At 69.3% G+C, this 21291-nt stretch carries 15 protein-coding genes, 7 pseudogenes and 1 riboswitch; of the genes and pseudogenes, 12 read left to right on the plus strand and 10 right to left on the minus strand.

Annotated features, from left to right (window positions below; all coding sequences use genetic code 11):
• Positions 1-730, minus strand: a pseudogene (locus GQS09_RS13120) (asparagine synthase); the annotation flags it as partial.
• Between the two features lie 761 nt (positions 731-1491).
• Between GQS09_RS13120 and GQS09_RS30960 the strand changes: the two are divergent.
• The 5 genes and pseudogenes from GQS09_RS30960 to trmB form a co-directional block, all read left to right on the plus strand.
• A pseudogene (locus tag GQS09_RS30960) lies at positions 1492-2494 on the plus strand (sporulation protein); the annotation flags it as partial.
• Between the two features lies 1 nt (position 2495).
• Positions 2496-3326: pseudogene (locus tag GQS09_RS13130) on the plus strand (MFS transporter); the annotation flags it as partial.
• 8 nt (positions 3327-3334) lie between these two features.
• Positions 3335-3859 (plus strand): FAD-dependent oxidoreductase, encoded by a 525-nt coding sequence (locus tag GQS09_RS13135; protein WP_165986227.1) that lies wholly within the window; start codon positions 3335-3337, stop codon positions 3857-3859.
• Positions 3805-4729: pseudogene (gene lhgO, locus GQS09_RS13140) on the plus strand (L-2-hydroxyglutarate oxidase); the annotation flags it as partial. The gene GQS09_RS13135 and the pseudogene lhgO, both read left to right, overlap by 55 nt.
• Positions 4730-4875: 146 nt before the next feature.
• The gene (trmB, locus tag GQS09_RS13145) at positions 4876-5607 is read left to right on the plus strand and encodes a tRNA (guanosine(46)-N7)-methyltransferase TrmB (protein WP_165986248.1); all 732 of its coding nucleotides are present in this window, start codon (positions 4876-4878) and stop codon (positions 5605-5607) included.
• Positions 5608-5697: 90 nt separating this feature from the next.
• Here trmB and GQS09_RS13150 read toward each other — a convergent pair whose 3' ends face one another.
• The gene (locus GQS09_RS13150; protein ID WP_165986228.1) at positions 5698-6093 is read right to left on the minus strand and encodes a hypothetical protein; all 396 of its coding nucleotides are present in this window, start codon (positions 6091-6093) and stop codon (positions 5698-5700) included.
• A gap of 310 nt (positions 6094-6403) precedes the next feature.
• Here GQS09_RS13150 and GQS09_RS13155 point away from each other — a divergent pair, with 310 nt between their 5' ends.
• Positions 6404-6946 (plus strand): DUF6882 domain-containing protein, encoded by a 543-nt coding sequence (locus GQS09_RS13155; RefSeq protein WP_207957780.1) that lies wholly within the window; start codon positions 6404-6406, stop codon positions 6944-6946.
• A gap of 60 nt (positions 6947-7006) precedes the next feature.
• Here GQS09_RS13155 and GQS09_RS13160 read toward each other — a convergent pair whose 3' ends face one another.
• Positions 7007-7501: a DUF3995 domain-containing protein gene (locus tag GQS09_RS13160; RefSeq protein WP_243761370.1), complete on the minus strand. Its 495-nt coding sequence runs from the start codon at positions 7499-7501 to the stop codon at positions 7007-7009.
• A 124-nt stretch (positions 7502-7625) separates the two neighbouring features.
• Between GQS09_RS13160 and GQS09_RS13165 the strand changes: the two genes are divergently transcribed.
• Positions 7626-8102: a very short patch repair endonuclease gene (locus GQS09_RS13165; protein ID WP_165986230.1), complete on the plus strand. Its 477-nt coding sequence runs from the start codon at positions 7626-7628 to the stop codon at positions 8100-8102.
• Here the strand turns inward: GQS09_RS13165 and GQS09_RS13170 are convergent.
• The 4 genes from GQS09_RS13170 to GQS09_RS13185 form a co-directional block, all read right to left on the minus strand.
• On the minus strand, positions 8099-9364 hold the full coding sequence (locus GQS09_RS13170; protein ID WP_165986231.1) for a DNA cytosine methyltransferase: 1266 nt from the start codon (positions 9362-9364) through the stop codon (positions 8099-8101). The genes GQS09_RS13165 and GQS09_RS13170 overlap by 4 nt on opposite strands.
• Before the next feature lie 149 nt (positions 9365-9513).
• On the minus strand, positions 9514-11337 hold the full coding sequence (locus tag GQS09_RS13175) for a DEAD/DEAH box helicase (RefSeq protein WP_165986232.1): 1824 nt from the start codon (positions 11335-11337) through the stop codon (positions 9514-9516).
• On the minus strand, positions 11330-12766 hold the full coding sequence (locus tag GQS09_RS13180) for a hypothetical protein (RefSeq protein ID WP_165986233.1): 1437 nt from the start codon (positions 12764-12766) through the stop codon (positions 11330-11332). The genes GQS09_RS13175 and GQS09_RS13180 overlap by 8 nt, the downstream gene beginning before the upstream one ends.
• Before the next feature lie 24 nt (positions 12767-12790).
• Positions 12791-13480 (minus strand): hypothetical protein, encoded by a 690-nt coding sequence (locus GQS09_RS13185; protein ID WP_165986234.1) that lies wholly within the window; start codon positions 13478-13480, stop codon positions 12791-12793.
• A 308-nt stretch (positions 13481-13788) separates the two neighbouring features.
• Here GQS09_RS13185 and GQS09_RS13190 point away from each other — a divergent pair, with 308 nt between their 5' ends.
• From GQS09_RS13190 to GQS09_RS13205, 5 genes and pseudogenes are all read left to right on the plus strand, one after another.
• Positions 13789-14673, plus strand: coding sequence for a hypothetical protein (locus GQS09_RS13190; RefSeq protein WP_165986235.1), 885 nt, complete (start codon positions 13789-13791; stop codon positions 14671-14673).
• Positions 14674-15116: 443 nt separating this feature from the next.
• Positions 15117-15200: pseudogene (locus tag GQS09_RS30355) on the plus strand (DUF397 domain-containing protein); the annotation flags it as partial.
• A gap of 13 nt (positions 15201-15213) precedes the next feature.
• Positions 15214-15348 (plus strand): annotated as a pseudogene (locus GQS09_RS30360) (DUF397 domain-containing protein); the annotation flags it as partial.
• 128 nt (positions 15349-15476) lie between these two features.
• Positions 15477-16340 (plus strand): helix-turn-helix transcriptional regulator, encoded by an 864-nt coding sequence (locus tag GQS09_RS13200; protein ID WP_165986236.1) that lies wholly within the window; start codon positions 15477-15479, stop codon positions 16338-16340.
• A gap of 161 nt (positions 16341-16501) precedes the next feature.
• Positions 16502-16966: a hypothetical protein gene (locus tag GQS09_RS13205; RefSeq protein WP_165986237.1), complete on the plus strand. Its 465-nt coding sequence runs from the start codon at positions 16502-16504 to the stop codon at positions 16964-16966.
• A gap of 310 nt (positions 16967-17276) precedes the next feature.
• On the opposite strand, the pseudogene GQS09_RS13210 reads toward GQS09_RS13205, so the two are convergent.
• The 3 genes and pseudogenes from GQS09_RS13210 to GQS09_RS30365 all read right to left on the minus strand — a co-directional run bounded on the left by GQS09_RS13210 (position 17277) and on the right by GQS09_RS30365 (position 21261).
• Positions 17277-18225, minus strand: a pseudogene (locus tag GQS09_RS13210) (aldo/keto reductase).
• 94 nt (positions 18226-18319) lie between these two features.
• On the minus strand, positions 18320-19765 hold the full coding sequence (locus tag GQS09_RS30670) for a M23 family metallopeptidase (RefSeq protein ID WP_313896116.1): 1446 nt from the start codon (positions 19763-19765) through the stop codon (positions 18320-18322).
• An 8-nt stretch (positions 19766-19773) separates the two neighbouring features.
• Positions 19774-19936, minus strand: a riboswitch (cyclic di-AMP (ydaO/yuaA leader).
• A gap of 215 nt (positions 19937-20151) precedes the next feature.
• Complete coding sequence (locus tag GQS09_RS30365; protein ID WP_165986238.1) at positions 20152-21261, minus strand: PP2C family protein-serine/threonine phosphatase; 1110 nt, start codon at positions 21259-21261, stop codon at positions 20152-20154.
• Positions 21262-21291 lie beyond the last annotated feature (30 nt).

A 21291-nucleotide genomic window follows, 5' to 3' on the forward strand; every position in this document is an offset into this window, starting at 1 on the left:
GCTCCTGCGGGCCGATGCCCGGCACCGGGCCGGGGGCGTGGGTGGCCGGCACGTGGCGCGGTGCGGCGAGCCGGGTGCGGACGGCCTCGACCAGGGCCTCGCGCACCCCGGCCACCGCCGCCTCGCGTTCCAGCGGCGGTGCGGCGACCACCGTGTTCACCACGGGCTCGTAGTCGGCGGTGTCCCGGCTGCCGCCCTCGCGCAGGGTCAGGGCATGGCCCGGCGGGACCCGCCGCACTCCCGCGTAGGGGGTGCCGTCGCCCAGCGCCTCCGGGACCTCCGGGCAGGCCAGCAGCGCCGCCAGGTAGGGGACGTTGAGCTGCGCCTCGGTGAGATCGGCCAGCGGCAGGGCAGCGGTGGCGTACGCGGTGCCGCCGGCCCAGCCGGTGTGGAAGACGGGGCGGGCACCGGCCAGGTCGGAGGGGACGGCGGTGCGCCGCCCGAAGCGGGCGACAGCGGTGTAACTGCCGGGGAAGGTGGTCAGCCGGCGCAGGGCGCCGGCCCGGGCGGAGATCAGGGCGGAGCGCAACTGCTCGTCGGTGGCGCCGCAGTAGCCGAAGACCGCGAGATGGGTGTCGCCGTCCGCGTAGACGAGACGGATCTCGTCCGGGCGCCAGTCACCCACCGCCCACAGCGGATCGGGCCCGTCCCAGATCACCTGGGCACCCAGGGGCTGGATGTCGCGGGCAGCGCTCACGGCGGCGCCGCACCAGCCGACCAACCATCGCATCCCCGCCCTCCCCGCAGTCATCAGGCCCGTGCTTCACGGGCGTCACCAGGGTGTGGTGAGCCCATGCTGCCATGGGAGGGGCGTAAAGGGTGCATTACGTGGGGGCAGTTAACCGGGCATGGTGAAGCCGCCGACGGCGCGTAACCTTCCGCGGTGCCGCGGCCGGGCGGCCGATCCGGTACTGTCCCGGTCCACGAACCGGCCCGGAAGCCGTTCCCGGCAGGCGGTTGTGCGCCGGGGAGCGCGTGGCACGCGCGTGCGCTACCGGCGCGTGGCGCAAAAACCGGCCATTTTCGGCCAATCTTCAGCAGGCCCAGGGAGGTGGCTCCCTGGCCCACCGGCCTTGTGACGTTTTGTGGCCCGGGAGGCACACGTCGCCTCCCGAGCCGTGACCGCCGTCCGCGGGGAATGAGACGACGATCTCCCCCGGCCCACTGTTTCCAGAGCGCAGCGGGCCGACCCACGCGTCTCCCATGGAATCCCGACCCCTCTCACCTGCACAGAGCGCACGAACGGGCGCACGGCCACATGACCGGAGCACGTTTCGGGCACAGGGAAGCGCTCGTACGGGTGTCCGGACGGCGGTGGGGTGCCGCCGTGCGGCGGATTGCGCGCCCCGCCCCGAAGGGAACGAAGAAGACAAGCCATCCCGCAACACGCCTCTTAACGGTCAGGAGGCACCGAACTACGCTGGGTTGGCGGAAGCACGCAAGTGCCCCGCGCAGGTTGCGGGGCCATCAGTGGTGTGTAGGGGTGCGCGTATGTCCAGGTCGCGACGCGGGCCGAACGAGAAACTCGGTGCTCTCCTCGCTCTTGCCGGTATGAGCAACGCCGGCCTCGCCCGACGCGTCAACGACCTCGGAACCCAACGCGGTCTGACGCTCCGTTACGACAAGACCTCGGTGGCCCGCTGGGTGACCAAGGGCATGGTGCCGCAGGGGGTCGCTCCGCACCTGATCGCCGCGGCCATCAGCAGCAAGCTGGGCCGCCCCGTCCCGCTGCACGAGATCGGGCTGGCGGACGCCGATCCGGCGCCCGAGGTCGGCCTGGCGTTCCCGCGCGACGTGCGGGAGGCGGTGCGCAACGCCAGCGAGCTGTACCGCATGGACTCCGGCCCGGGCCGCGGCGTGTGGCAATCACTTGCCGGGTCGTTCTCGGTGAGCGCCTATGCCACGCCCACGGCGCGCTGGCTGATAACCCCGGCGGACGCCTCGGTGGCGCACAACGAGACCGAGGATGTCCCGTCGTCGCCGGACGCGGCCCGCAGGCCGGGCGGCAGCCCGGCCAGGGCCAACGGGCACGGGCACGGGCACCCCAACGGCAGCGCGGCGGCGAACGCGGCGAACGGCCACGGGCACGGGCACGGGCACAAGAACGGCACCGCACCGGCCAACGGCTCCGCCAAGGCCAGGGCCCAGGGCGGCCCGGTCGGCTCCGGCAGCCCGGGCAGCGGCCACAGCAACGGCACCGCCAGCGCCAGCGCCAGCGGCAGCGCAGCGCCCGGCGGCGGCAGCAGCTCCGGCGGCGCCGGCGTACGCGTCGGCCACAGCGACGTGGCCAAGCTGCGCGAGGCCGCCGACGAGGCCCGCCGCTGGGACTCCAAGTACGGCGGCGGCGACTGGCGTTCCGCCATGGTCCCCGAGTGCCTGCGCTCCGACGCCGCCCCTCTGCTGCTGGGCACCTACAGCGACGAGGTGGGCCGTTCCCTCTTCCGGGCCACCGCCGAACTGACCCGGCTGGCCGGCTGGATGGCCTTCGACATGGNTGGCGTTCCGCCATGGTCCCCGAGTGCCTGCGCTCCGACGCCGCCCCTCTGCTGCTGGGCACCTACAGCGACGAGGTGGGCCGTTCCCTCTTCCGGGCCACCGCCGAACTGACCCGGCTGGCCGGCTGGATGGCCTTCGACATGGGCCAGCAGGAGGCCGCCCAGCGCTACTACATCCAGGCCCTGCGGCTGGCCCGGGCCGCCGGCGACGTCCCGCTCGGCGGATACGTCCTGGCCTCCATGTCGCTCCAGGCCACCTACCGCGGCTTCGCCGAGGAGGGAGTGGACCTGGCCCAGGCCGCCCTGGAACGCAACCGGTCGCTGGCCACCGCCAAGACCATGAGCTTCTTCCACCTGGTGGAGGCCCGCGCACTGGCCAAGGCCATGGACGCCGGGGGCTGCGCGGTCGCGCTGAGCTCCGCGGAGAGCTGGCTGGAGCGTTCCCGGGAGGGCGACGCCGACCCCGGCTGGCTCGACTTCTACGCCTACGACCGGCTGGCCGCCGATGCCGCAGAGTGCTACACCGATCTGCGCTCACCGGCCGAGGCCCGCCGCTTCACCAAGGACTCCCTCTCCGAACCGACCGAGACCTTCGTCCGCTCGCACGGCCTGCGCCTGGTGGTGGCGGCCGTGGCCGAACTGGAGGCCGGCAATCTGGAAGCCGCCTGCGAGGCGGGCGCCCGGGCCCTGGAGGTGGCCGGCCGCATCTCCTCCGCCCGCACCACCGACTATGTCCGCGACCTGCTCCAGCGGCTGGAGCCCTACCAGAACGAGCCCCAGGTCAAAGAGCTCAAGGAGGCTGCCCGCCCCCTCCTCGTCTCTCCGGCATGATGTCGCACATGACACAGGCACGCTACGACTGCGATGTGCTCGTGGTGGGCGGCGGGATCGTCGGGCTGGCGACCGTGCACGCGCTGCGCGCCGCCCGCCCCGGTCTCGCCGTCACCGTCCTGGAGAAGGAGGCCGCTCCGGCGCTGCACCAGACCGGCCGGAACAGCGGGGTGATCCACAGCGGGATCTACTACCGCCCCGGCTCGCTCAAGGCCCGGCTCGCGGTGCGCGGCGCCCAGGAGATGCTGAAGTTCTGCGCCGAGCACGGCATCCCGCACGACCAGCCCGGCAAGGTGATCGTGGCCACCGAGCCCGAGGAGGTGCCGCGGCTGCGCGAGCTCGCCGCCCGCGCCAACGCCAATGGTGTGCCCGCCACCCCGCTGACCCCGGCACAGCTGGTGAACCACGAGCCGTGCGTGCGCGGCCTGGCCGCGCTGCACGTGCCCACCACGGGACGGTGNCCGAGGAGGTGCCGCGGCTGCGCGAGCTCGCCGCCCGCGCCAACGCCAATGGTGTGCCCGCCACCCCGCTGACCCCGGCACAGCTGGTGAACCACGAGCCGTGCGTGCGCGGCCTGGCCGCGCTGCACGTGCCCACCACGGGACGGTGCGACTTCGCCGCCGTGGCCCGGCACCTGTCCTCGCTCACCGACATGCGCTACGGGGCGCGGGTGGTCGCGGTCGACCGCCGGCCAGGACTCGGCGTGGCCGTCCGCACCGCCGCCGGGCAGGTGCTCCGGGCCCGCGCCATGGTCAACTGCGCCGGGCTGCACAGCGACACCGTGGCCCGGCTCACCGGGGACGAGCCCGGCCTGCGGATCGTCCCCTTCCGCGGCGAGTACTACTCGCTGGTGCCCTCCCGTGGCCATCTGGTGCGCGGCCTGGTCTACCCGGTGCCGGACCCGGCGTTCCCGTTCCTCGGCATCCATCTGACCGCCGGGATGGACGGCACCGTCCACATCGGCCCCAACGCCGTCCCGGCCCTGGCCAGGGAGGGCTACGACTGGACCGCACTGCGTGCCCGCGACCTGGCCGGCACCCTGGCCTTCCCGGGCACCTGGCGCCTCGCCGCGCGGCACTGGCGCACCGGGGCCCAGGAGATCCGGCGCTCGCTCTCCCGGCGCGCCTTCACCGAGACCGTGCGCCGGCTGCTGCCCGACATCACCGAGCCGGACCTGGCCCGCGCCCCGGCGGGCGTGCGGGCCCAGGCCGTCCTGCCCGACGGCTCGCTCGCCGACGACTTCGCACTGCTCGAAGCACCGCACACGGTGCACGTGCTCAACGCCCCCTCGCCGGCCGCCACCGCCTCCCTGCCCATCGGCCGCCTCATCGCCCGGCGGCTGCTGACCCAGCTCTGACCGGCCGCCCCCCTGCCGGCGGCCCGGCAGGCCCCGACGGCGCTGACGGCCCGGTCGGCCGCTCGCCCCGGCGGGTCCTACCGCCGCCGCCGTACAATCGGACCCACTGTGTCCGAGAATCCGCAGACTCTGCCCAGCCCGCATCCCCTGCCGCAGCCACGGCCGCAGCCGCAGCCGCAGCCGCAGCCGCCGATGTTCCCGCCCGGGACCGGCCCCTCGCCGCGCCCCGCCGAAGGTCACGAGCGCCGGGTGCGCAGCTTCGTGCCGCGCCGCAGCCGCGTCACCGAGGCGCAGCGCGACGCGCTGCTCCGGCTCTGGCCGCGGTACGGGGTGGAGATCGACGGCCGCACCCCCGTCGCCCTGCCCGAGCTGTTCGCACCGCTGCCCCCCGGCACCCCGGTCGTCCTCGAAATCGGCTTCGGCATGGGTGAGGCCACCGCCGAGATGGCCGCGGCCGATCCGGAGACCGGCATCCTGGCCGCCGATGTGCACACCCCCGGCCAGGGCCATCTGCTGCGACTCATGGAACAGCGCGGGCTGAAGAACCTCCGCATCGCCAACGGCGACGCCGTCACCCTGCTGCGCGACATGCTGCCGGAGGGAGCGCTGGCCGGGGTGCGGGTCTTCTTCCCCGACCCGTGGCCCAAGAAGCGGCACCACAAGCGGCGGATCATCCAGCCGGAGTTCGTCGAGCTGTGCGCCTCCCGCATGTCGCCCGGCGCCCTGCTGCACTGTGCCACCGACTGGGAGCCGTACGCCGAGCACATGCTCGACGTCCTCTCCGCGAGCCCGTCGTTCGAGAACACGGCCCCGGACGGCGGCTTCGCCCCGCGGCCGGACTTCCGGCCGCTGACCCGCTTCGAGCGGCAGGGCCTGGCCAAGGGTCACCAGGTGCGTGACCTGCTCTTCCGCCGCCTGCCCTGAACCGCGCGCGGGGCGGGGACGAGGGCGGACGCGGGACGCCGCGGTCCGTCCCGTTGCCCGTCCCGTTGCCCGGCCCGGTGTCCGGGCGGCTCAGGCGGCCCGCGCGGGCCGCTGCTCGTCGCCCACGAGCAGCCGGTAGCGCTCCCAGGCCAGTTCGGCCTCGGCGCGGCCGGCCAGCTCCAGAGAGCGGGCGCGCAGCAGCCAGGCGTCCTTGTCGCCGGGGCGCAGCGCCACGGCGGAGTCGGCCATGCGCCGGGCGAGCCGTACCTCGTCCGTCTCCAGGGCGGCGCGGCCGACGCCGAGCAGCGCGCGGTAGGCCGCCTCCTGGTCCGGCTCCAGCGCGGTGTACTCCACCACCAGCGCGCCCACGGCCGCTGCCAGGCGCTGGTCCACGGCCTGTCCGGCCACATGCCGCCCGCATTCCCTGACGCAGGCGGTCAGCAGGTCCTCGGCCCGTGCCACAGAGCCGAACCATTTCCTTGCCATGCCTCCAATGTGCCCACCGCCGGGCCCGCGCCCGTGACCGCCAGGCGCCCACCAGGTGAACTTTCGCCAACGCCCCCACACGCCCATCCCCCGGCACTCCCCTTACGCTGCGTCATGCCGCCAGCGCCGTCCGTCCCTTCCCGGCATGTTCCCCAGTGGACGGCCCGCGCATGCCTCCGGGGCCACCGGGTACCGGCGTCCTCTTCTCCCCGCCCGCGCCATCACCTCACTCTCACCCGCCTCTCCCCACAGCTCCGCCGGGCCGTATGACGGCGGGAACGGCGCGCGGCTTCTGGCAGACTCCGAGCGCATGGGATTCTTCAACAGGGCCGGTGCATCGGAGGCCGGTGCGCTCGGCCTCGACGGGGACGAACTGCGCCTGCTGCGCTTACAGGGCGAGGTTCTGATCGGGAAGCTGGCCCAGGCACACATGTCCTGGGGCCTCGGCACGGCCGACCGGTGGGGGCTCGATCAGCAGACCGGCCTCCTCACCTGGACCTTCCCGGACAAGACCGCCACCGCGCCCGCGCAGATCCTCGGCAGCTACAACCCCTCGGCCGGCTCATGGCTCTGGGCATGGGCCAACGCGAGCATCCTCCCCGAGATGAGCCGGACGGCGGCCGGCATCCGGGAGTGGGGCGAGGCCCGCGGGCACAGCGCCTTCACGGAGCCGAAGCTGCAGATCGGTGAGGAGACGGCCGCCGCGCTCGCGGCGGTGTCCGTCAGTGTCACCCGGGCGACCGGCTTCTACCGGGGGTCCGGGCGCGACGCCGTCCCGATCATCACCTTCGGCCCCGTCACCCTGACCGCCCAGGACGGCACCGCGCAAACGGTCCAGATCGAGCTCGGCTAGCAACAGGTCGGTGCCCGGCCCACCACGGCCGGGCGCACCGTCCGGCGGCATCCCGCCTCATCAGGTGCGGCGCCGCCGCCCGCGGGTACACCCCCATGCCGCCGCACCGAGCAGCAGGCCCCGGACCAGAAACCACGGGTCCCACAGGTACAGATGCCAGCGGAGCGCCTTCCGGTCGGCATCCTGCGCCGCCCCCAGCACCCCGGCTTCCACCAGGGCCTGCCCCACCACCAGCACCCCGCCGTACAGCACCAGCACCGCCGAGGCTGCCCACGCCGGCGCCAGCACCACCCGCCGCCAGTGCCCGCGGCCCCACTCACGCACCAGGGCAAGCCCCAGCGCGGCAGCGAACAGCTTCGCTACCCCCGTCCCCCACACCACGGCGAGTATCCCGGGCCCTCGTTCCCGCGCCAGCCGCTCCAGCTCTCCCCCGACCGTGTCGAGCAGCCAGTCACCCCCCGCCCCCCAATAAAAACTCACCCCCGCATGCCCCACCCCCAGCACAAAAGCCCCATACCCACACCACCTCGCCCAAGGCCCGGGTCTGCCGTCCATCTTCCTGGTCCTCTCTTCCGCGGAATCACCGTTGCCCGCGAGCCATCGTTGGCTGCAGCAGGCAGTGGCACCCACCATCGGGGGCCGGTCAGCCCGCGGCCCGGCATCTGTAATGCTTAGGGGCATGTCTGAAGGTGAGGCATGGGTTCCGCCGCCCGGGTCATGGGCTTCGTCGGCTGCACGGCGGCGCAACATGCAGGCGATCAGAGCGCGGGACACGAAGCCGGAGTGGGTGATCAGAAGGCTGTTGCACGCCCGGGGACTCCGCTACCGCGTTGCAGCCCGGCCCTTGCCGGAACTGCGCCGGACAGCCGATGTCGTCTTCCGGCCATCACGAGTTGCGGTCTTCATCGATGGCTGCTATTGGCATGGCTGCCCAGAACACTATGTCTCTCCGCGGACGAATCCGGGCTATTGGTCTGAGAAAGTCGCACGGAACGTGGCGCGCGACCGGGACACGGACAAGCGCCTCACCGAAGCCGGTTGGCTTGTGCTCCGGTTCTGGGAGCACGAATCCTCGGAAGAGTGTGCGGAGATCATCGCCGCCCACGTCCTGAAGAGACGTGCTTCCCCTGGACTGGGGAAGGAAGCTGCGGACTAGAAGACCCGGATCTGCTCCGGTTCCGCGGGCACCTCGGGGGCGCTGCCTTCTCCTTCAATGACATAGTCCGCGAGTTTTTCCTCCCGGCTTTCCGGGCGCAGGACGGCATGAATTGCCCGCCCGACAGCCTCTGCAACCGGAGGAGGGAAGGCATTCCCTACCTGCCGGTACTTGGCAGTCTTTCCTCCCATAAATCTCCAGGTCTCAGGGAATCCCTGCAGGATTGCGGCCTGGGAAACCGTGAGCATAGGCCCCGCCGGACGGAAAAGGTCGCGCTCTGGATCACATTTCTCTGGGTCGTTCGCAACCCCGTTGGCGTCTACTCCCATGGCTTCCCAGGCCTTCTTCGCCCTGCTTGGACCGAGGTCAGCGCCACCATGCTTCCTGGATCCGCCCACCAGGGTGGGAGCGACACCGCGGGTGCGGCTCTTCTTGGCCTTCTCAGCAGCCTCACGCCAGGTGTCGTACACCTTCTGGCCCGTCTTCCCGCGTACCTCTGTTGTCCAGAATGCGCGGCATCGCTCCTTCATGGAATGACTGAGCTTATCAACAGCGGCGACGGGCTCACCATGGATGCGCAGGGGCCATGGAAAATCTTCGGGCCCGTCAATGAGGTCTCTGCGGATAACAACGAGAACCGCACGGGGCCGCAACTGCGGAACACCGAAGTGATACGCGTCAATCCTGCGCCATACGCTCCGCATCGCCCGGTCCTGATCTGCCGGAGAAAGCTCACAGTCAATTTGAGGAACAGCGTAGCCGAGCTTGGCGAGGCTCTCCAGAATCCCTCTGCGGTATTCGATGAAGACATGCGGCGGCTCTAGAATGCCACGGACATTCTCGATCATCACCGCTTTCGGCTTGAGTGCCTCGATAATATCCAGCGCGTAGGGAAAGAGATCACGTTCGTCGTCACGGCCAAGCCGTTTCCCGGCCAGCGAGAACGGCGGGCAAGGCACCCCGCCGGCAAAGAGGTCCAGTTCGCCCTCTCCCAGGTCAAGACCCTTGAGAAGAGGGCTGTCGAGGAACGTTTTCACGTCCATGGGCTCCAGGCCGGCGAGTCTGCCCCCGTCCCAGCCCTCCCACCGGTGCGTCTGTACGTTCTCACGCAGGGTTTCGACGGCATCGCGGTCGTACTCGACCAGTGCGAGATGCCTGAAGCCGGCCCTGTCCAGCCCCACCGCCTGGCCTCCCGCTCCGGCACAGATCTCAATGGAGGTCAGTGTCTCGGGACGCTGAGAGCTTGGCTGACTGGCGCCCATGGGCGGGAGACCTCCTGGGAGATGTACGGCAGTTGCCTCATGAGGCACACGAGGCAGGACCGTGTCAGCCTAGAGCCTTCACGGCAAGTGCTGAAAGTCTCCCAGTACCGCCCGGCCGGCTCCAGGCACGGCCCGTCACGGTTTGCCTACTATACGGGTCCCCCGCTCATATGGCTGAGCAAGGCCTGCACATCGCTGGCGGCGAGGCCAGCTGCGACAGAAGGCTCTTCCTGCAGATCCGCGAGCTGCTGCACGGCAGGATCGTCCAGGATCCTCCCCATGAACTCCAGCTTCGCAGTGAGCCGGGCCTCTACCACTTCGTCGATGGTGTTACGCGCAGCCAGAACGGTGACACGTGTCTCCGTATCCGGAGCCAGCCCAAGCCGGTGAATGCGGTCAAGGCTCTGCAGGAACCGCCCCGCGATGAAATCACGGTCAACGTACACGGCATCGTGACATACCTGGTGAAGGCTGATTCCCTCGCCGAGTGTAGCCGGGTTCGAGATCAGAACCATGCAGGCGGGATCCTCCCGGAAGCGGCGCAACTGCTCCTGTCTGTCTGCAGAGCCGCCAAAGACCATAGCGGGATCGTACTTTTTCAGCAGCTGTTCAAGAGTAGTCAGGCTCCGCACAAAAGTGCTCCACAAAAGGGTCTTGCGCCCTCGCGCCGCGTTCGCTGCCACGATGGCCACCGCCTCCTGGTACTTCGGCGACAGCTCGTAATCCGGCAGGTTCTGCAGGAGCCCGTACAGTGACGACCCTTCCGGCACGTCGAGAGGCGGCAGCTGATACGCGAGGGGCTCGTATCTGGTCGCTCCCTCGACGAGAAGAGCCGGACTAGTCGCGGCCATGAGCAGCCGGAGCGCAGTCCGTCCCAGCCCGCTCAGATCATCCCGGGCCGGACGTGAGACTTCGCTGCCGACCAGCGACGCGTAGATCTCGCTGTGCAGCGCCGGCAGGTCAACGTAGCGCATCCGGAGTTCCATCGGAGGCAAGCCGAGTTCGTCCTTCGTAGTCCGGGTGAAGAGCGGCCGAAGAACCGTGCTGGCGTATGCAAGGTCGCCGCCGGCTACAGCCTGCTGGACTGTCCGCTGGCCATGGCCCGGCCAGACAAATCCCATCAGGCTCTCCAGGTCCCTGGCACCGTTCGGAGCCGGCGTACCGGTAAGAATCAGGCGGCGACGTGCCAGTGGACCCAGTGCCATGCAAGCAGCACCGTACGTACCGCGTACGCCCAGCTTCATCCGGTGAGCCTCGTCGAGGATGATCATCGAGGGAGCTGCTTTGAGCCACGAAGCCAGTGCAGCAAGAGACCGGTCGAGCCTCTCGTAGTTGACGATGAGCACCTCAGCCCACTCATCGAGAGACCCGTCGAAGACCTGCGTACGCAGCGGCCGGACAAAGCACGCACCCGTCTCGTACTGCCACGCTTCATAAGCGGACTTGGGGCAGACAACAAGCAGCCGGGTGACTGCCCCGTCCCTCTTCAGCGCAGAGTAGACCGCAAGGGCGACCCGCGTCTTACCGGCGCCTGGGACACTGAAGTTCGCACCGTGCCGGAGCGACAGCAGTTTGGCGATGTCCCTTATCTGGAACCTGCCCAGCTCTGCCTGCCAGTCGCTGCCGAGCAAGCCCGGGATACTCTGCTCGGCAACCCCGTCGGCGCTTTCGGCGCCGTCCAGGCGCTTCTTGACGGCCTCTGCATCCCGCAGGACATCGAGGACCAGTTCTCTTAGGTCTTCGTCCCATTCAACCCCCGAGGGGTCCGGCCAGCTGCCGAGTTCCCCGAGAGCGGTGAGCAGGTCGTCCAGTTCCACTATGCCGGAGAGCTGGTCAAGCTGCCCGCCGGTACGGAAGCGCCCGATCAGCCGGACAAGGTCGCTACTGCGGCTCTCCGTAGCCCGCAGCACCGCTTTCGTCCGCGAGTCATCGAAGCTGAGCCTCAGCGATACGCTCACCGCCGTCTCAGTCATCAGCGGTCTCCAGGGCCACGGCTTCAGCCAGCCACGTCACTCCGTCGCCATGGTGAGATCCCCCTCTGGCGGCCTGCTGGGCCAGTTTGGTCAGGCTTCCCTTGAGTTTCAGCACGGCCTCATCGAAGGCCTCTTCATCAAGGGTCCGCGTGGCCCGCGCCTGCACCAGATCAGTCACACACTGGTCGATAACAGCACAGGCATCGGCAAGGCGGGCCGGCGCGAGCTGCTTGCGCTTGCGCACCCGCGCGTCGCGCCCAGCGACTTCGATAGCGTTATCGAAGGCAGCTTTCGCCTCATCAACGAGTTGCTGGGCTTCGCTTCGTGAAGCGTCCGTAAAGCCCTCGCCGCCCGCGGGAGCCGTGGCGGCTTTGGCGCGGAGGATACGGTCGTTGAGCTCACGAGCAGCCAGCACGGGCGTTGAAGGCGCAGGGACCGCAACCCCTAGACCCGGCACCGCGGTGGCCGCCGGTGCAGCGCTGTCTGCCGTTGCCGTGAGGCCAGAAGGAAGCGCAGCAGTAAGGTAATCCTTCTCTACGAATACATCGTCGATATACCGGATGTCCGTCTTGGCGAATCCGAGGAGTATGGCTGCCAGCCTCGTCTCCTTGAGGACTTCAGCGCGGTCCCGGTCGGTCGCAGCCACCTTCTCGTACAGACGGTGGAGTTCCTTCAGCTTCTCCTGGTCTCCCTCGAAATCGACAAGCCGGAGTGTCACGCCGGCGGCTGTCTTGCTCCTCTCGATGAGCTCACGGATAGTGCTCAGAATCCACCGCTCCTGGTGGTAGGTGGCTGGCCTGATCCTGAACTCCCGTGCGATGGCTTCAGGAGTACGGCCCAGCGATGCCTGCTCTTCCATGGCCAGCAGCCGGTTGATGTAGGAATAATCGCGCCGGTGGTCCTTCCGGAGCTGGAGTGCGAGCTCAACGGCATTGATGTCCCTCCAGGTGAAGGATTCAGGCAGGACACCGACACGCATGGACTGCTCACCGAGTTCCCGGAGAGCTGCCATCCGCGTGTTGCCGTTGACGACGATTCCGTAGTGAGTGACCAGGCCCGGATCGTTCTGGCCGAACTGTTGCAGGCTGTCCCTGAGCTTGTCGAAGTCGGGATCTCGGCGACGCGGGTCAGCGGGGTCAGCCTGGAGCAAGTGGTGCAGGTAGCTCTGGCTCTCGGTACTCCACGGCTCCGAGTCCAGCACCTTCTCCTTCTGCGGCTCGTGGCTCTTCTGCGCCCGGATGCGGTGGGTCCCCGGGTTGAAGTAGAGACCACTCACCGGGAGGTCGATGACCTCCACGTGCAAGGGCTGGCCGTTCCAGTCCACCGAAACAGTCTCGCGGGTGCCGCCAGAGGCCCTTGCCTCCTCCAGCCTCTTCTTGATGAGCTCGCTGAACTCTTCCGCGCGCGGCGGAGGCGGAAACTCTTGCATGCTTGCTCTCCCCATCCCCTCAGATCACTGAGCTCCGCCGTTGAGGGCCAGCGCGACGGCCTTCCTGGACTCTTCCGGAAGAGTCCGGTAGACGCCCCAAAGCTTCTCAAGAGAACTCGGCTTACGGCTGTCTTCCTTGATCCATCCCGCGAAGATCCGCTGCTCCAGGGGGGACAGGGCCGCAACCTGGTTCAGCAGTGCACCGATGTCGACCTCGCGGTCGCCGGCTCCCGCACCGCACCTCTTGCACTCGGTGACGAGCTGCACCGTCCGGGTGCCGTCTGGCAGGCGGACCTTCCGGCGTGCAACGTGCAGGTGCGAGAGCTCAACACCGTCACCGTAGGACTCACCGCTGCCGATGCCGCAGCTCCGGCAAAGGTGGTTATCCTCCTGAAGCACCCTCATACGCTGCGCGGCGCTCAGGCTGTTCTTGTGCTCGGGAGTACGTGCCTGGCCTGGGAGCCAGACCGCCGCTCCCCGCTTGACGTACCTCTGTTCCTCCTGCTTGAGAGACGGGTCGTCGCGGTAGGTGTCGATGCGCCAGCCATAGTCCCGCAGATCGCGGAGCCGCCGGTCAATCTGGGCCACGTCGGGGAACGCCTGGCGCAGCTGTGCCTTGGTGAAGACGTTGCCCTCTCCGATCTCCGTCTCCAGCCACAGCGCGGCGCGGATTTTCCCTCCGCGGCTGCTGTCCCGCCACGATGGCAGGGTCATCTTGCCTCTCCTGTCTGTGATGACGGCATACCTGGTGAGCTCTCCTTGGTGCACGGCAGGAGCCGGTGTGCCACCGGCACGGCAGGCCGGCTTCGCCAGCCCGCGGCGTCAGAGCAGCACAGGGAACAGCCGTTGTGTCTTCCCGCAGCGCTCTGTCACGCCGCGAAATGCGATGTGATCCCTCAGTGAAGCACTACCGATCAACAACCAGCCACATGTTGCACGAGTTGCACGCTAACGTATCAACATCCGTCTGCGGCACAATCGCTCCAGGGCACCGGCAGGCGCGACGCAAGGACGGTGATGGCATGCGGACAGGACAGGTCGGCACCAGGATCAGCAATGACCTCCCTCCGGGCAGGTTCGCACTTGCCGTAGCACTCAAGGGTCTGTACGGACACCTGGAACCGGTATCGCTGGAACAGGCTGCCGACCGGATCGCTGCCAAGCGTTCCGGGACACCGACACACAAGAGCGCGCTGTCCCGGTATCTCAATGGGAAGGTCCTCCCACCAGCGGATTTCATCCAAGCGCTCTACAGTCTGGCCATTGAGCAGTCCGGGGAAAGCGCAGTCGGCGTATCACTGGGAGAGGTCCTCCGCCTGCGCCAGCAGGCTGAGTGGCGGCGCTGCAAGACATGCCCCAAGGTGCAACGGGAGAACGAGGGACTGCGCCGGGAAGTCGGGGTGCTCCGGCAGATTCGGGCCGGCCTTACAGGCTCCGATGCCGCCGGAAACCGGGCGCGGCAGCCCGCCGTAGCGGTAGCGCGCAGGACACCTCGGGCGCTGCCGGTCCCCCCTGGTTCAGGGGACCGGCAGCTAACTTCTTCGTACAACATTGCCGTAAGGCAGATGGCCCGGCATGCGGCGGAACTCAGCCGCCAGGGTCAGTCCTACGAGGTGATCAGCCTGATGCGCGAGTCTGCCGCCGTCCTCACCCCCCTGGAGAGCGCGGCGGCCATAGCGCTGCTTCGCAGGCTGGAGCAGGCAGACCTCGCCGATGCCATGCTGATGATGTACGGCCGTGAGCAGCCAGAGAAGCGAGTCATCATCACCGCCTCAGCTCTCTGTGAGGCCGGTCACGTGGACGACGCCGGCACGCTGCTCAAGGCCGCGGCACGGGCCACAGCCTGTGAAGTGCAGCCCGGCCAGGAGCGCGAAGAGCTATCCGGCCGGTTCACGGAGGTGCCCTGAATCACACCGAAATCTTTATGATGCTTCATGTCCCCGGGTGGTGGCCGGTGACGGATGCCGGCAATGAGGTCCAACGCCACGGAGCGAGCTGCTCCGGACCAGTCACGGGCAGTAGGCGACGAGCAGAGCGTATCCAGAGATCAAGGCCTTCCTCTCCAGGCAGGCCCAGCGACGGCAACAAGCGCGGCTGGTGGCAGATATACAACCCGGAGCCCGTCTACGCCGATCTGATCAGCCTGGAGGCGGATGCTTCGGCGATGTGCAACGGCTCATAGACGCCACGCATGGCCCGCATGTCACGATCCAGATCATGCCGAAGGCGGCGGAACTCCATCCCGGCCTGATCGGTGGCTTATCATGCTCAGCTTCATCCCACGCAGCCTGGACCTTGTACTGCTGGAGCATATGGACAGCAACCGCGAGATCGACGCGAGGTGAGCACCATGAGGTCCACAGAGTTCGATGGTGATGGCATCCGCTGGACCAGGTCCAGCTACAGCGGGGGAAACAGCAACTGCGTCGAGACCAGCCCACAGAGCCGACGCCGTCTCCGCCCGCGACAGCAAGGCCCCGACGTGCGCACACCTCACTGTGCCGGTCGGCGGCTGGAGCGCTTTCCTCCATGCCATCCGGCACGGCGAGTCTCCGCCTGAAGGCAACTCGCGCAGGGAGTGATGGCCGTAGCACTACTGAGGGGCCAAGTTCAAGGGATACCCGGGTAGTTACTCCTGTCGTGGGACATATGGAGCGATGGGGGTGTGTCGCGGGGCAGACTGCCTCCCGAGCACCACGGGAGGTCCGCCATGCCCGCAGACCAAGGATCGTCCGGCCGGCGCTACCGCCTCGGAGCAGAGTTGCGGAGGCTGCGCGAGCAGGCCGGCTTGACCGCTGATGAAGTCGGGCAGCATCTGCTCTGCGCGGCCTGGCAAGTCAGACGGTTCGAGAGCGGCTATCCCGGGCTCCGCCCGGTCGACCTGGAGGCGCTGCTCGACCTCTATGGGGTAAGTGACATCTTCATCAGAGCGACACTGCTGGAGCTCGCCGAAGATCCGCTGGAGTGCGGCGACCACTCGAACGGGCTGGAACCGGAGTTCGTCAGCGTGGAGGCACACGCGAGCGAGATCCGTGAGTTCCAGCCCTTGATCATTCCCGGGCTGCTGCAGACCGAAGCGTACGCCAAGGCCCTGGTGGAGGGACGCTGCACGGATGCCACGCCGGAGGATGTCGGCCGCGGCCTGGACGCCTACCTCGAACGCCTCGGCATCTTCACCCGCGACGAGCCTCCGAAGATCTGGGCGGTGATCGGTGAGGCCGCGCTGCGGCAGGAGGTGGGCGGCCGGCCGGTCATGGCGGAGCAGATGGCCCACCTTCTCGACGTCTCCGAAGACAGTCAGGTGACGCTCCAGATCCTGCCGTACTCGGCGGGCGCCCACCCGGGCGTCGACGGTGCCTTCTCCATCCTGTCCTTCCCGAATCCGGAGGAGAAGGACGTCATCCTCGCGAACTCCATCGCCAGCCAGTTCTGCCTGGAAACGGAGCCGGAGGTCGGCAACTACGTCCTGGCCTTCGTCCACATCCGCGCCGCCGCGCTGGGGATTCCCGAGTCCCGCAGCTTTCTGCACCGGTTGAAGGACGAGTACGGGGAGGGCGAATCGGACGAGCCATGAACTGGCCGTCAGCCGCATGATGTTCAGACGTGCGGGAGTAAGGGTTCTGCATCACCCGCGACGGTGACATTGCGTCCCTGAACCACAACAGGGCGCATCCATAGGGCTGTTGGCACCGTTCCTGGGGGCGTACTTGATCACACGCCCTGGAGATGACTCCCATGAACCGGCTGATTCGAAGCATGTTTACCGCGGCCACTGCTTGCGCCGTCTTCGTCGCCATGTCGTCCTCCGCCGAAGCGACCGCCGTGGGCTATACGAAGGTGAAGGGGTTCTGCACGAGCAAGGCGGGGACCGAGATCTGCATCCCGACGATCACGCTAGGGCACTACATCAAGGGCAGCGGTCGCAAGGTGGAACGGCAGGAGGCGTCGGTGCAGGACGTCCTGGGCGCAGACACGGCTGGAGGCTCTTGGTGCAATTGGCGGATCGATTTTCGATACGCAGACACCAACGGGAAAACCTACCTCGTCCGCAAGGGCACGACGCACAACTCGTGTCAGTGGAGTGACGTCGGCCGTATCGACAAGAAGCAGCACACGTTGAAGCACTACGGCAAGGCTTGCGCGGCCTTCATCGTCGATGGCAAGGACGTAGCTGTGCAGTGCCACAACATCATCAAATGATCAGGAATGAGCATGTCTGACCGCCCGCTCAACGCCAACCAGTCTCGTGTACTGCGCTGGCTCGTCATGATCCCCGTGAGCCTGATGCTTGCAACAGTTGTGCTATCGCTGTTGTCCGGCATGGTTCCGGACAACGTGTCCAGCAAAGCCTCGGGGGAAGTCAAGTTCTGGGCAGTGCTTGTTGTCGCGGGGGTGGGGTGTGGGGTTGTGGAGTGGGTGGGGAGGAGGGGGCGCCGGGGAGGCGCCCCCTCCGGGCAGGGGGCGTCAGACGGTTGAGGCTTCGGTCAGGGCGGAAAGTNGGCAGGGGGCGTCAGACGGTTGAGGCTTCGGTCAGGGCGGAAAGTTCCGCCGGGGTGAGGTCGAGGGTGAGGGAGGCCAGGAGGGGGAGGAGCTGCGCGGTGTTGCGGGCGCTGGCGATGGGCGCCGCGACGGTGGGCCGGGCGGCCAGCCAGGCGAGGGCGACGGTGGCCACGTCGACCGAGCGGGTGGCGGCGATCTCGTCCAGTGCCGCCAGGACGCGCGGCCCCTGCGGGGTGTCGAGGTAGGCGGAGGCCGAAGCGGCGCGCGGGCTGTCCACGGGCCCGCCGCCCGGGCGGTACTTGCCGGTGAGGAAGCCGCGGGCCAGGGCGAAGTACGGGACGCAGGCCAGGCCGTGGCGCTCCGCGGTGTCGCGGAGCGGGCCCTCGTAGGTGTCCCAAGGAGACCAGGTTGTAGTGGGGCTGGAGGGCGACGTAGCGGGCCTTGCCCTCGGTGAGGGAGAAGTCGAGGGATGCCTCCAGGCGCTCCGGGGAGATGTTCGAGGCGGCGATCTCGCGGACCTTGCCTTCGTGGACGAGGGCGTCCAGGGTGCCGATGATGTCGGCGACCGGGACGGACTCGTCGTCGAAGTGGGTGTAGAGCAGGTCGATGCGGTCGGTGCCGAGGCGGCGCAGGGAGGCTTCGGCGGCGGCCCGGATGGTGGCGGGCGCCAGCCCTTTGTACTGCGGGTGGGCGCCCAGCTTGGTGGCGGCGACCACGTCGTCGCGCCGGCCGCGCTTGGCGAGCCAGCGGCCGATCAGGGTCTCCGATTCGCCGCCCGAGTGGCCCTCCACCCACGCGCTGTACGAGTCGGCGGTGTCGATGAAGTTGCCGCCGCCCTCGGTGAAGGCGTCCAGGACGTCGAACGTGTCGGTCTCGTCGGCGGTCCAGCCGAAGACGTTCCCGCCCAGGCAGAGCGGGGCGACGGTCAGACTGCCGAGGGTACGAGTACGGGTTTCCATGGCAGGGACCGTAACCCGGGGTGGTTGGTGGGGCCACGGGTATTCCTCGTGGCCCCGCCGGAGCCGGAGTGCCTCCTTTTCCCTTCCGGGCGGGTCAGATGGAGACGCCGTGCTGGCGCAGCCAGGGGAGCGGGTCGATGGTGTCGCCGCCGCCCGGGCGGACCTCCAGATGCAGGTGCGGGCCGGTGGAGTTGCCGGTGGAGCCGACGTTGCCGATCACATCGCCGGTGATGACCTCCTGGCCTGCGACGACGGCCATGGAGGAGAGGTGGCTGTAGGAGACCTCGGTGCCGTCGGCGAGCTCGATGACGACCTGGTAGCCGTAGCTGCCGTTCCAGGCGGCCTCCAGGACGACGCCGGTGTGCACGTTCTTCACCGGGGTGCCCGCCGGGGCGGAGAAGTCGGTGCCGGTGTGGTAGCCGGAGGCCCACATCGAACCGGCCTGGCCGTACTGGGCGGAGATGGTGTAGCTGCTGAGCGGCGCGGTGTAGCTCTCGCGGAGCTGGCGGAGGCGTTCCTCCTCCTCCCGCCGCTTGCGCTCCTCCTCTTCCTGGCGGCGGCGCTCCTCTTCGAGGCGCTTGCGCTCTTCCTCTTCGAGGCGGCGCTGCTCCGCCAGGGCGGCGGCCTCTTCCTCGGCCTCGGCCAGCGCGGCGTCGGCCGCCGCGTTCCGCTCCTCGGCCTCGGCGGCGGCCTCCTGCTGCTCGGCCTGCTGGAGCAGGCGGGCGCGCAGCGCCTCGCCCGGGTCGGCGCTGCTCGTGGCGGCAGATTCGGCGGTGGAGCCGTTGGCGGTTCCGGCGGCGGCGGTGGTCTGCATGGCGGCACCGTTGGCGGTCAGCGGCGCGGCGGTGATCACCGGGAAGCCGGCCTCCTCGCCGCCCGGGCCGCGGTCGTCGCCGCCGAGCAGCGCGCCCAGGCCGGGTATGTTGCCCGGGATCTGCTTGACCTTCTCGGCCGCGGCGCCCATGCCGGGGGCGCCCTCCTCGTTGGCGGAGGCCATGCCGCCGGCGCCGACGGCCGCGATCACGCCGACGCCGAGGACGGCGCGGCTGCGCGCGATGGTGCCGCCGCGCTGGCGGGCCACGCGGTGCCGGCCGCGGTTGGCGGCGGCGAGGGTCTCGGCGTTGGGGTTCCACTCCTGCAGGTTCTCCCGCGACTCGGGCGCGGGGCCGTAGTAGTCGGGGAGCGGAAGCGGGGACGCGGGCTGCTCGGGGATGGCGCCGGCGGGGGCCGTGGTGTCCACGTCCGGCCCGGCGGGGGCCGGGCCGGCGCCCGGGCCGTACCCGGGGTCGGTGTGCTGCGAGTGCTGCGAGTGGTGCGGGTGGTGCGGGAAGTCCTGGGCGAAGCCGTGGTACGGGTCCGGCTGCGGGTGGTCGCCGTAGCCGCCGCCGTAGCCGGGAGCGGTGGTGGTGGCAGCGGCGGCGGTGTCGTAGCCGGGGGCGTACGCGACCTGCGCGGCCGCGGCAGGCGCGTAGTACGGGGGATATGACGGGGAATACGGGGTGGAGCCGACCTCGTCTGAGGCGAACCGCTGTGACGCCACGGGTGGCGCTCTCCTTTCCTTCCCTCGCCTACCGGGTTAGCTGACGGGTTCGGAGCGGAAGGTCTCCTACGGTTGCCGGTGGGGGCCGGCTGCCCGATTCACCCCGGGTGGTGGTTCCCCGGTTCCTTGGTGCAGTTGTGAACGCACGACGGGATTCGGCGGCAGGGCGCGGTGCCGTCTCTTGTGACGGCCGTGACGACCGCGCTGCGTTATCGAACGTTAATAGAGATGGCCGCTGGATTCCAAGCCGCCTTGCGTAAAAAGACAAAGCCTTGACCTGGACTTAAACCACCGAAGTCCGTCAAATCGGGCGAAAATCCAGCCCCGTTTGCCCCTGCCGTACATCTGACGGTGTATCAAATGTTATGCAGAGTGCAGACTGTTGCTCACCGTGGGTGATAACCGTCCGGATCCCGCCGGGCGGCGAGCAGCGCCATGTCGTCCGCGGCCCCTCCGGCGGCATACCGGACGCTGTCCGCGAGCAGCCATTCCAGCAGCTCTCCCGGCCCTGGGAAGGACTTTCCGCGCAGTGCCGCGACCGGATCGTAGAACAGGCCGGCGGCGTTCCGGGTCTCGCTGAGGCCGTCGGTGTACAGCAGCAGGGTGCCGTCCGGCGGGACCTCCACCGGATCGGCGCGCGACGGTTCGGCCGCCAGCTCGCCCAGCCCGAACGGCGGGGCGTGCACCGCAGGGCTCAGCACCCGCACCTCCCCCGCCGCGGTGAGCAGCAGCGGCGGCGGATGGCCGCGGTTGAGCACCCTCAGCAGGCCCGGTTCGGCGGCCGGGAACTCGGCGAGCACTCCCGTGACGAAACCCTCCAGGCCGTCCAGCGTGGGGCGCTGCCCGCGCTCCCGGAACAGCGCCGCCTCCAGCCGCTGCTCCAGGGCGGGCAGGTCGGGGGCGTCCTCCGCCACCTCGTGGAACGTCCCCAGGATCACCGCCACCGTCTCCGCCGAGCCCAGGCCCTTGCCGCGCACGTCACCGATCATCAGCCGCACCCCGTGGCGGCTCTCCACGACCGCGTAGAGGTCGCCGCCGATCAGGGCCTCCTCGTCGGCCGCCCGGTAGCGCGCGGCGATGGTCAGCTCCCCGGCGCGGCGGGGAGGTTCGGGGACCACGGCGTGCTGTACGGCCTCGGCCACGGCACGGGCGGAGACGGCCTGCCGGGTGCGATTGGTGACCAGCCGGTTGGTGACCAGGGCGAGCGCGGAAACGGTCGCGACGGTGGCGACGTTCAGCACCTCCTGCTCGCCGGGCAGGCGGTCCCAGAAGGCCACCAGCGCGGCGATGGCCAGGGTGGAGGCGATGCCGATGAGCATCGTGCCGCGGAAGGAGCGGACCGCGGCGGCGGTCATCGGGGCGGCGGCGAAGAAGGGGGTGAAGGTCAGATGGGTGGGGGTGGCGAAGTCGAGCAGGCCGCCCGCCAGGATGAGGGCCTCCGGCAGCCACCGCCAGATGCGCACGGCGGGGGCGGCGGGTCCTGGTGAGAACGGCACGCTTCCACGATGGCGGGGGCGGGGGAGGGC

The organism is Streptomyces sp. YIM 98790, from assembly GCF_011421595.1.
Taxonomy (GTDB): domain Bacteria; phylum Actinomycetota; class Actinomycetes; order Streptomycetales; family Streptomycetaceae; genus Streptomyces.

What these genes read in the sequence shown, in the direction of transcription:
- GQS09_RS13155 (WP_207957780.1), top strand. Translation starts at nt 6,404, where the DNA reads ATGGGATTCTTCAACAGGGCCGGTGCATCGGAGGCCGGTGCGCTCGGC.
- GQS09_RS13205 (WP_165986237.1), top strand. Translation starts at nt 16,502, where the DNA reads ATGAACCGGCTGATTCGAAGCATGTTTACCGCGGCCACTGCTTGCGCC.
- trmB (WP_165986248.1), top strand. Translation starts at nt 4,876, where the DNA reads ATGTTCCCGCCCGGGACCGGCCCCTCGCCGCGCCCCGCCGAAGGTCAC.
- GQS09_RS13185 (WP_165986234.1), bottom strand. Translation starts at nt 13,480, where the DNA reads ATGACCCTGCCATCGTGGCGGGACAGCAGCCGCGGAGGGAAAATCCGC.
- GQS09_RS13170 (WP_165986231.1), bottom strand. Translation starts at nt 9,364, where the DNA reads ATGGGCGCCAGTCAGCCAAGCTCTCAGCGTCCCGAGACACTGACCTCC.
- GQS09_RS13165 (WP_165986230.1), top strand. Translation starts at nt 7,626, where the DNA reads ATGTCTGAAGGTGAGGCATGGGTTCCGCCGCCCGGGTCATGGGCTTCG.
- GQS09_RS13175 (WP_165986232.1), bottom strand. Translation starts at nt 11,337, where the DNA reads ATGACTGAGACGGCGGTGAGCGTATCGCTGAGGCTCAGCTTCGATGAC.
- GQS09_RS13200 (WP_165986236.1), top strand. Translation starts at nt 15,477, where the DNA reads ATGCCCGCAGACCAAGGATCGTCCGGCCGGCGCTACCGCCTCGGAGCA.
- GQS09_RS13160 (WP_243761370.1), bottom strand. Translation starts at nt 7,501, where the DNA reads ATGGACGGCAGACCCGGGCCTTGGGCGAGGTGGTGTGGGTATGGGGCT.
- GQS09_RS13150 (WP_165986228.1), bottom strand. Translation starts at nt 6,093, where the DNA reads ATGGCAAGGAAATGGTTCGGCTCTGTGGCACGGGCCGAGGACCTGCTG.
- GQS09_RS13180 (WP_165986233.1), bottom strand. Translation starts at nt 12,766, where the DNA reads ATGCAAGAGTTTCCGCCTCCGCCGCGCGCGGAAGAGTTCAGCGAGCTC.
- GQS09_RS13190 (WP_165986235.1), top strand. Translation starts at nt 13,789, where the DNA reads ATGCGGACAGGACAGGTCGGCACCAGGATCAGCAATGACCTCCCTCCG.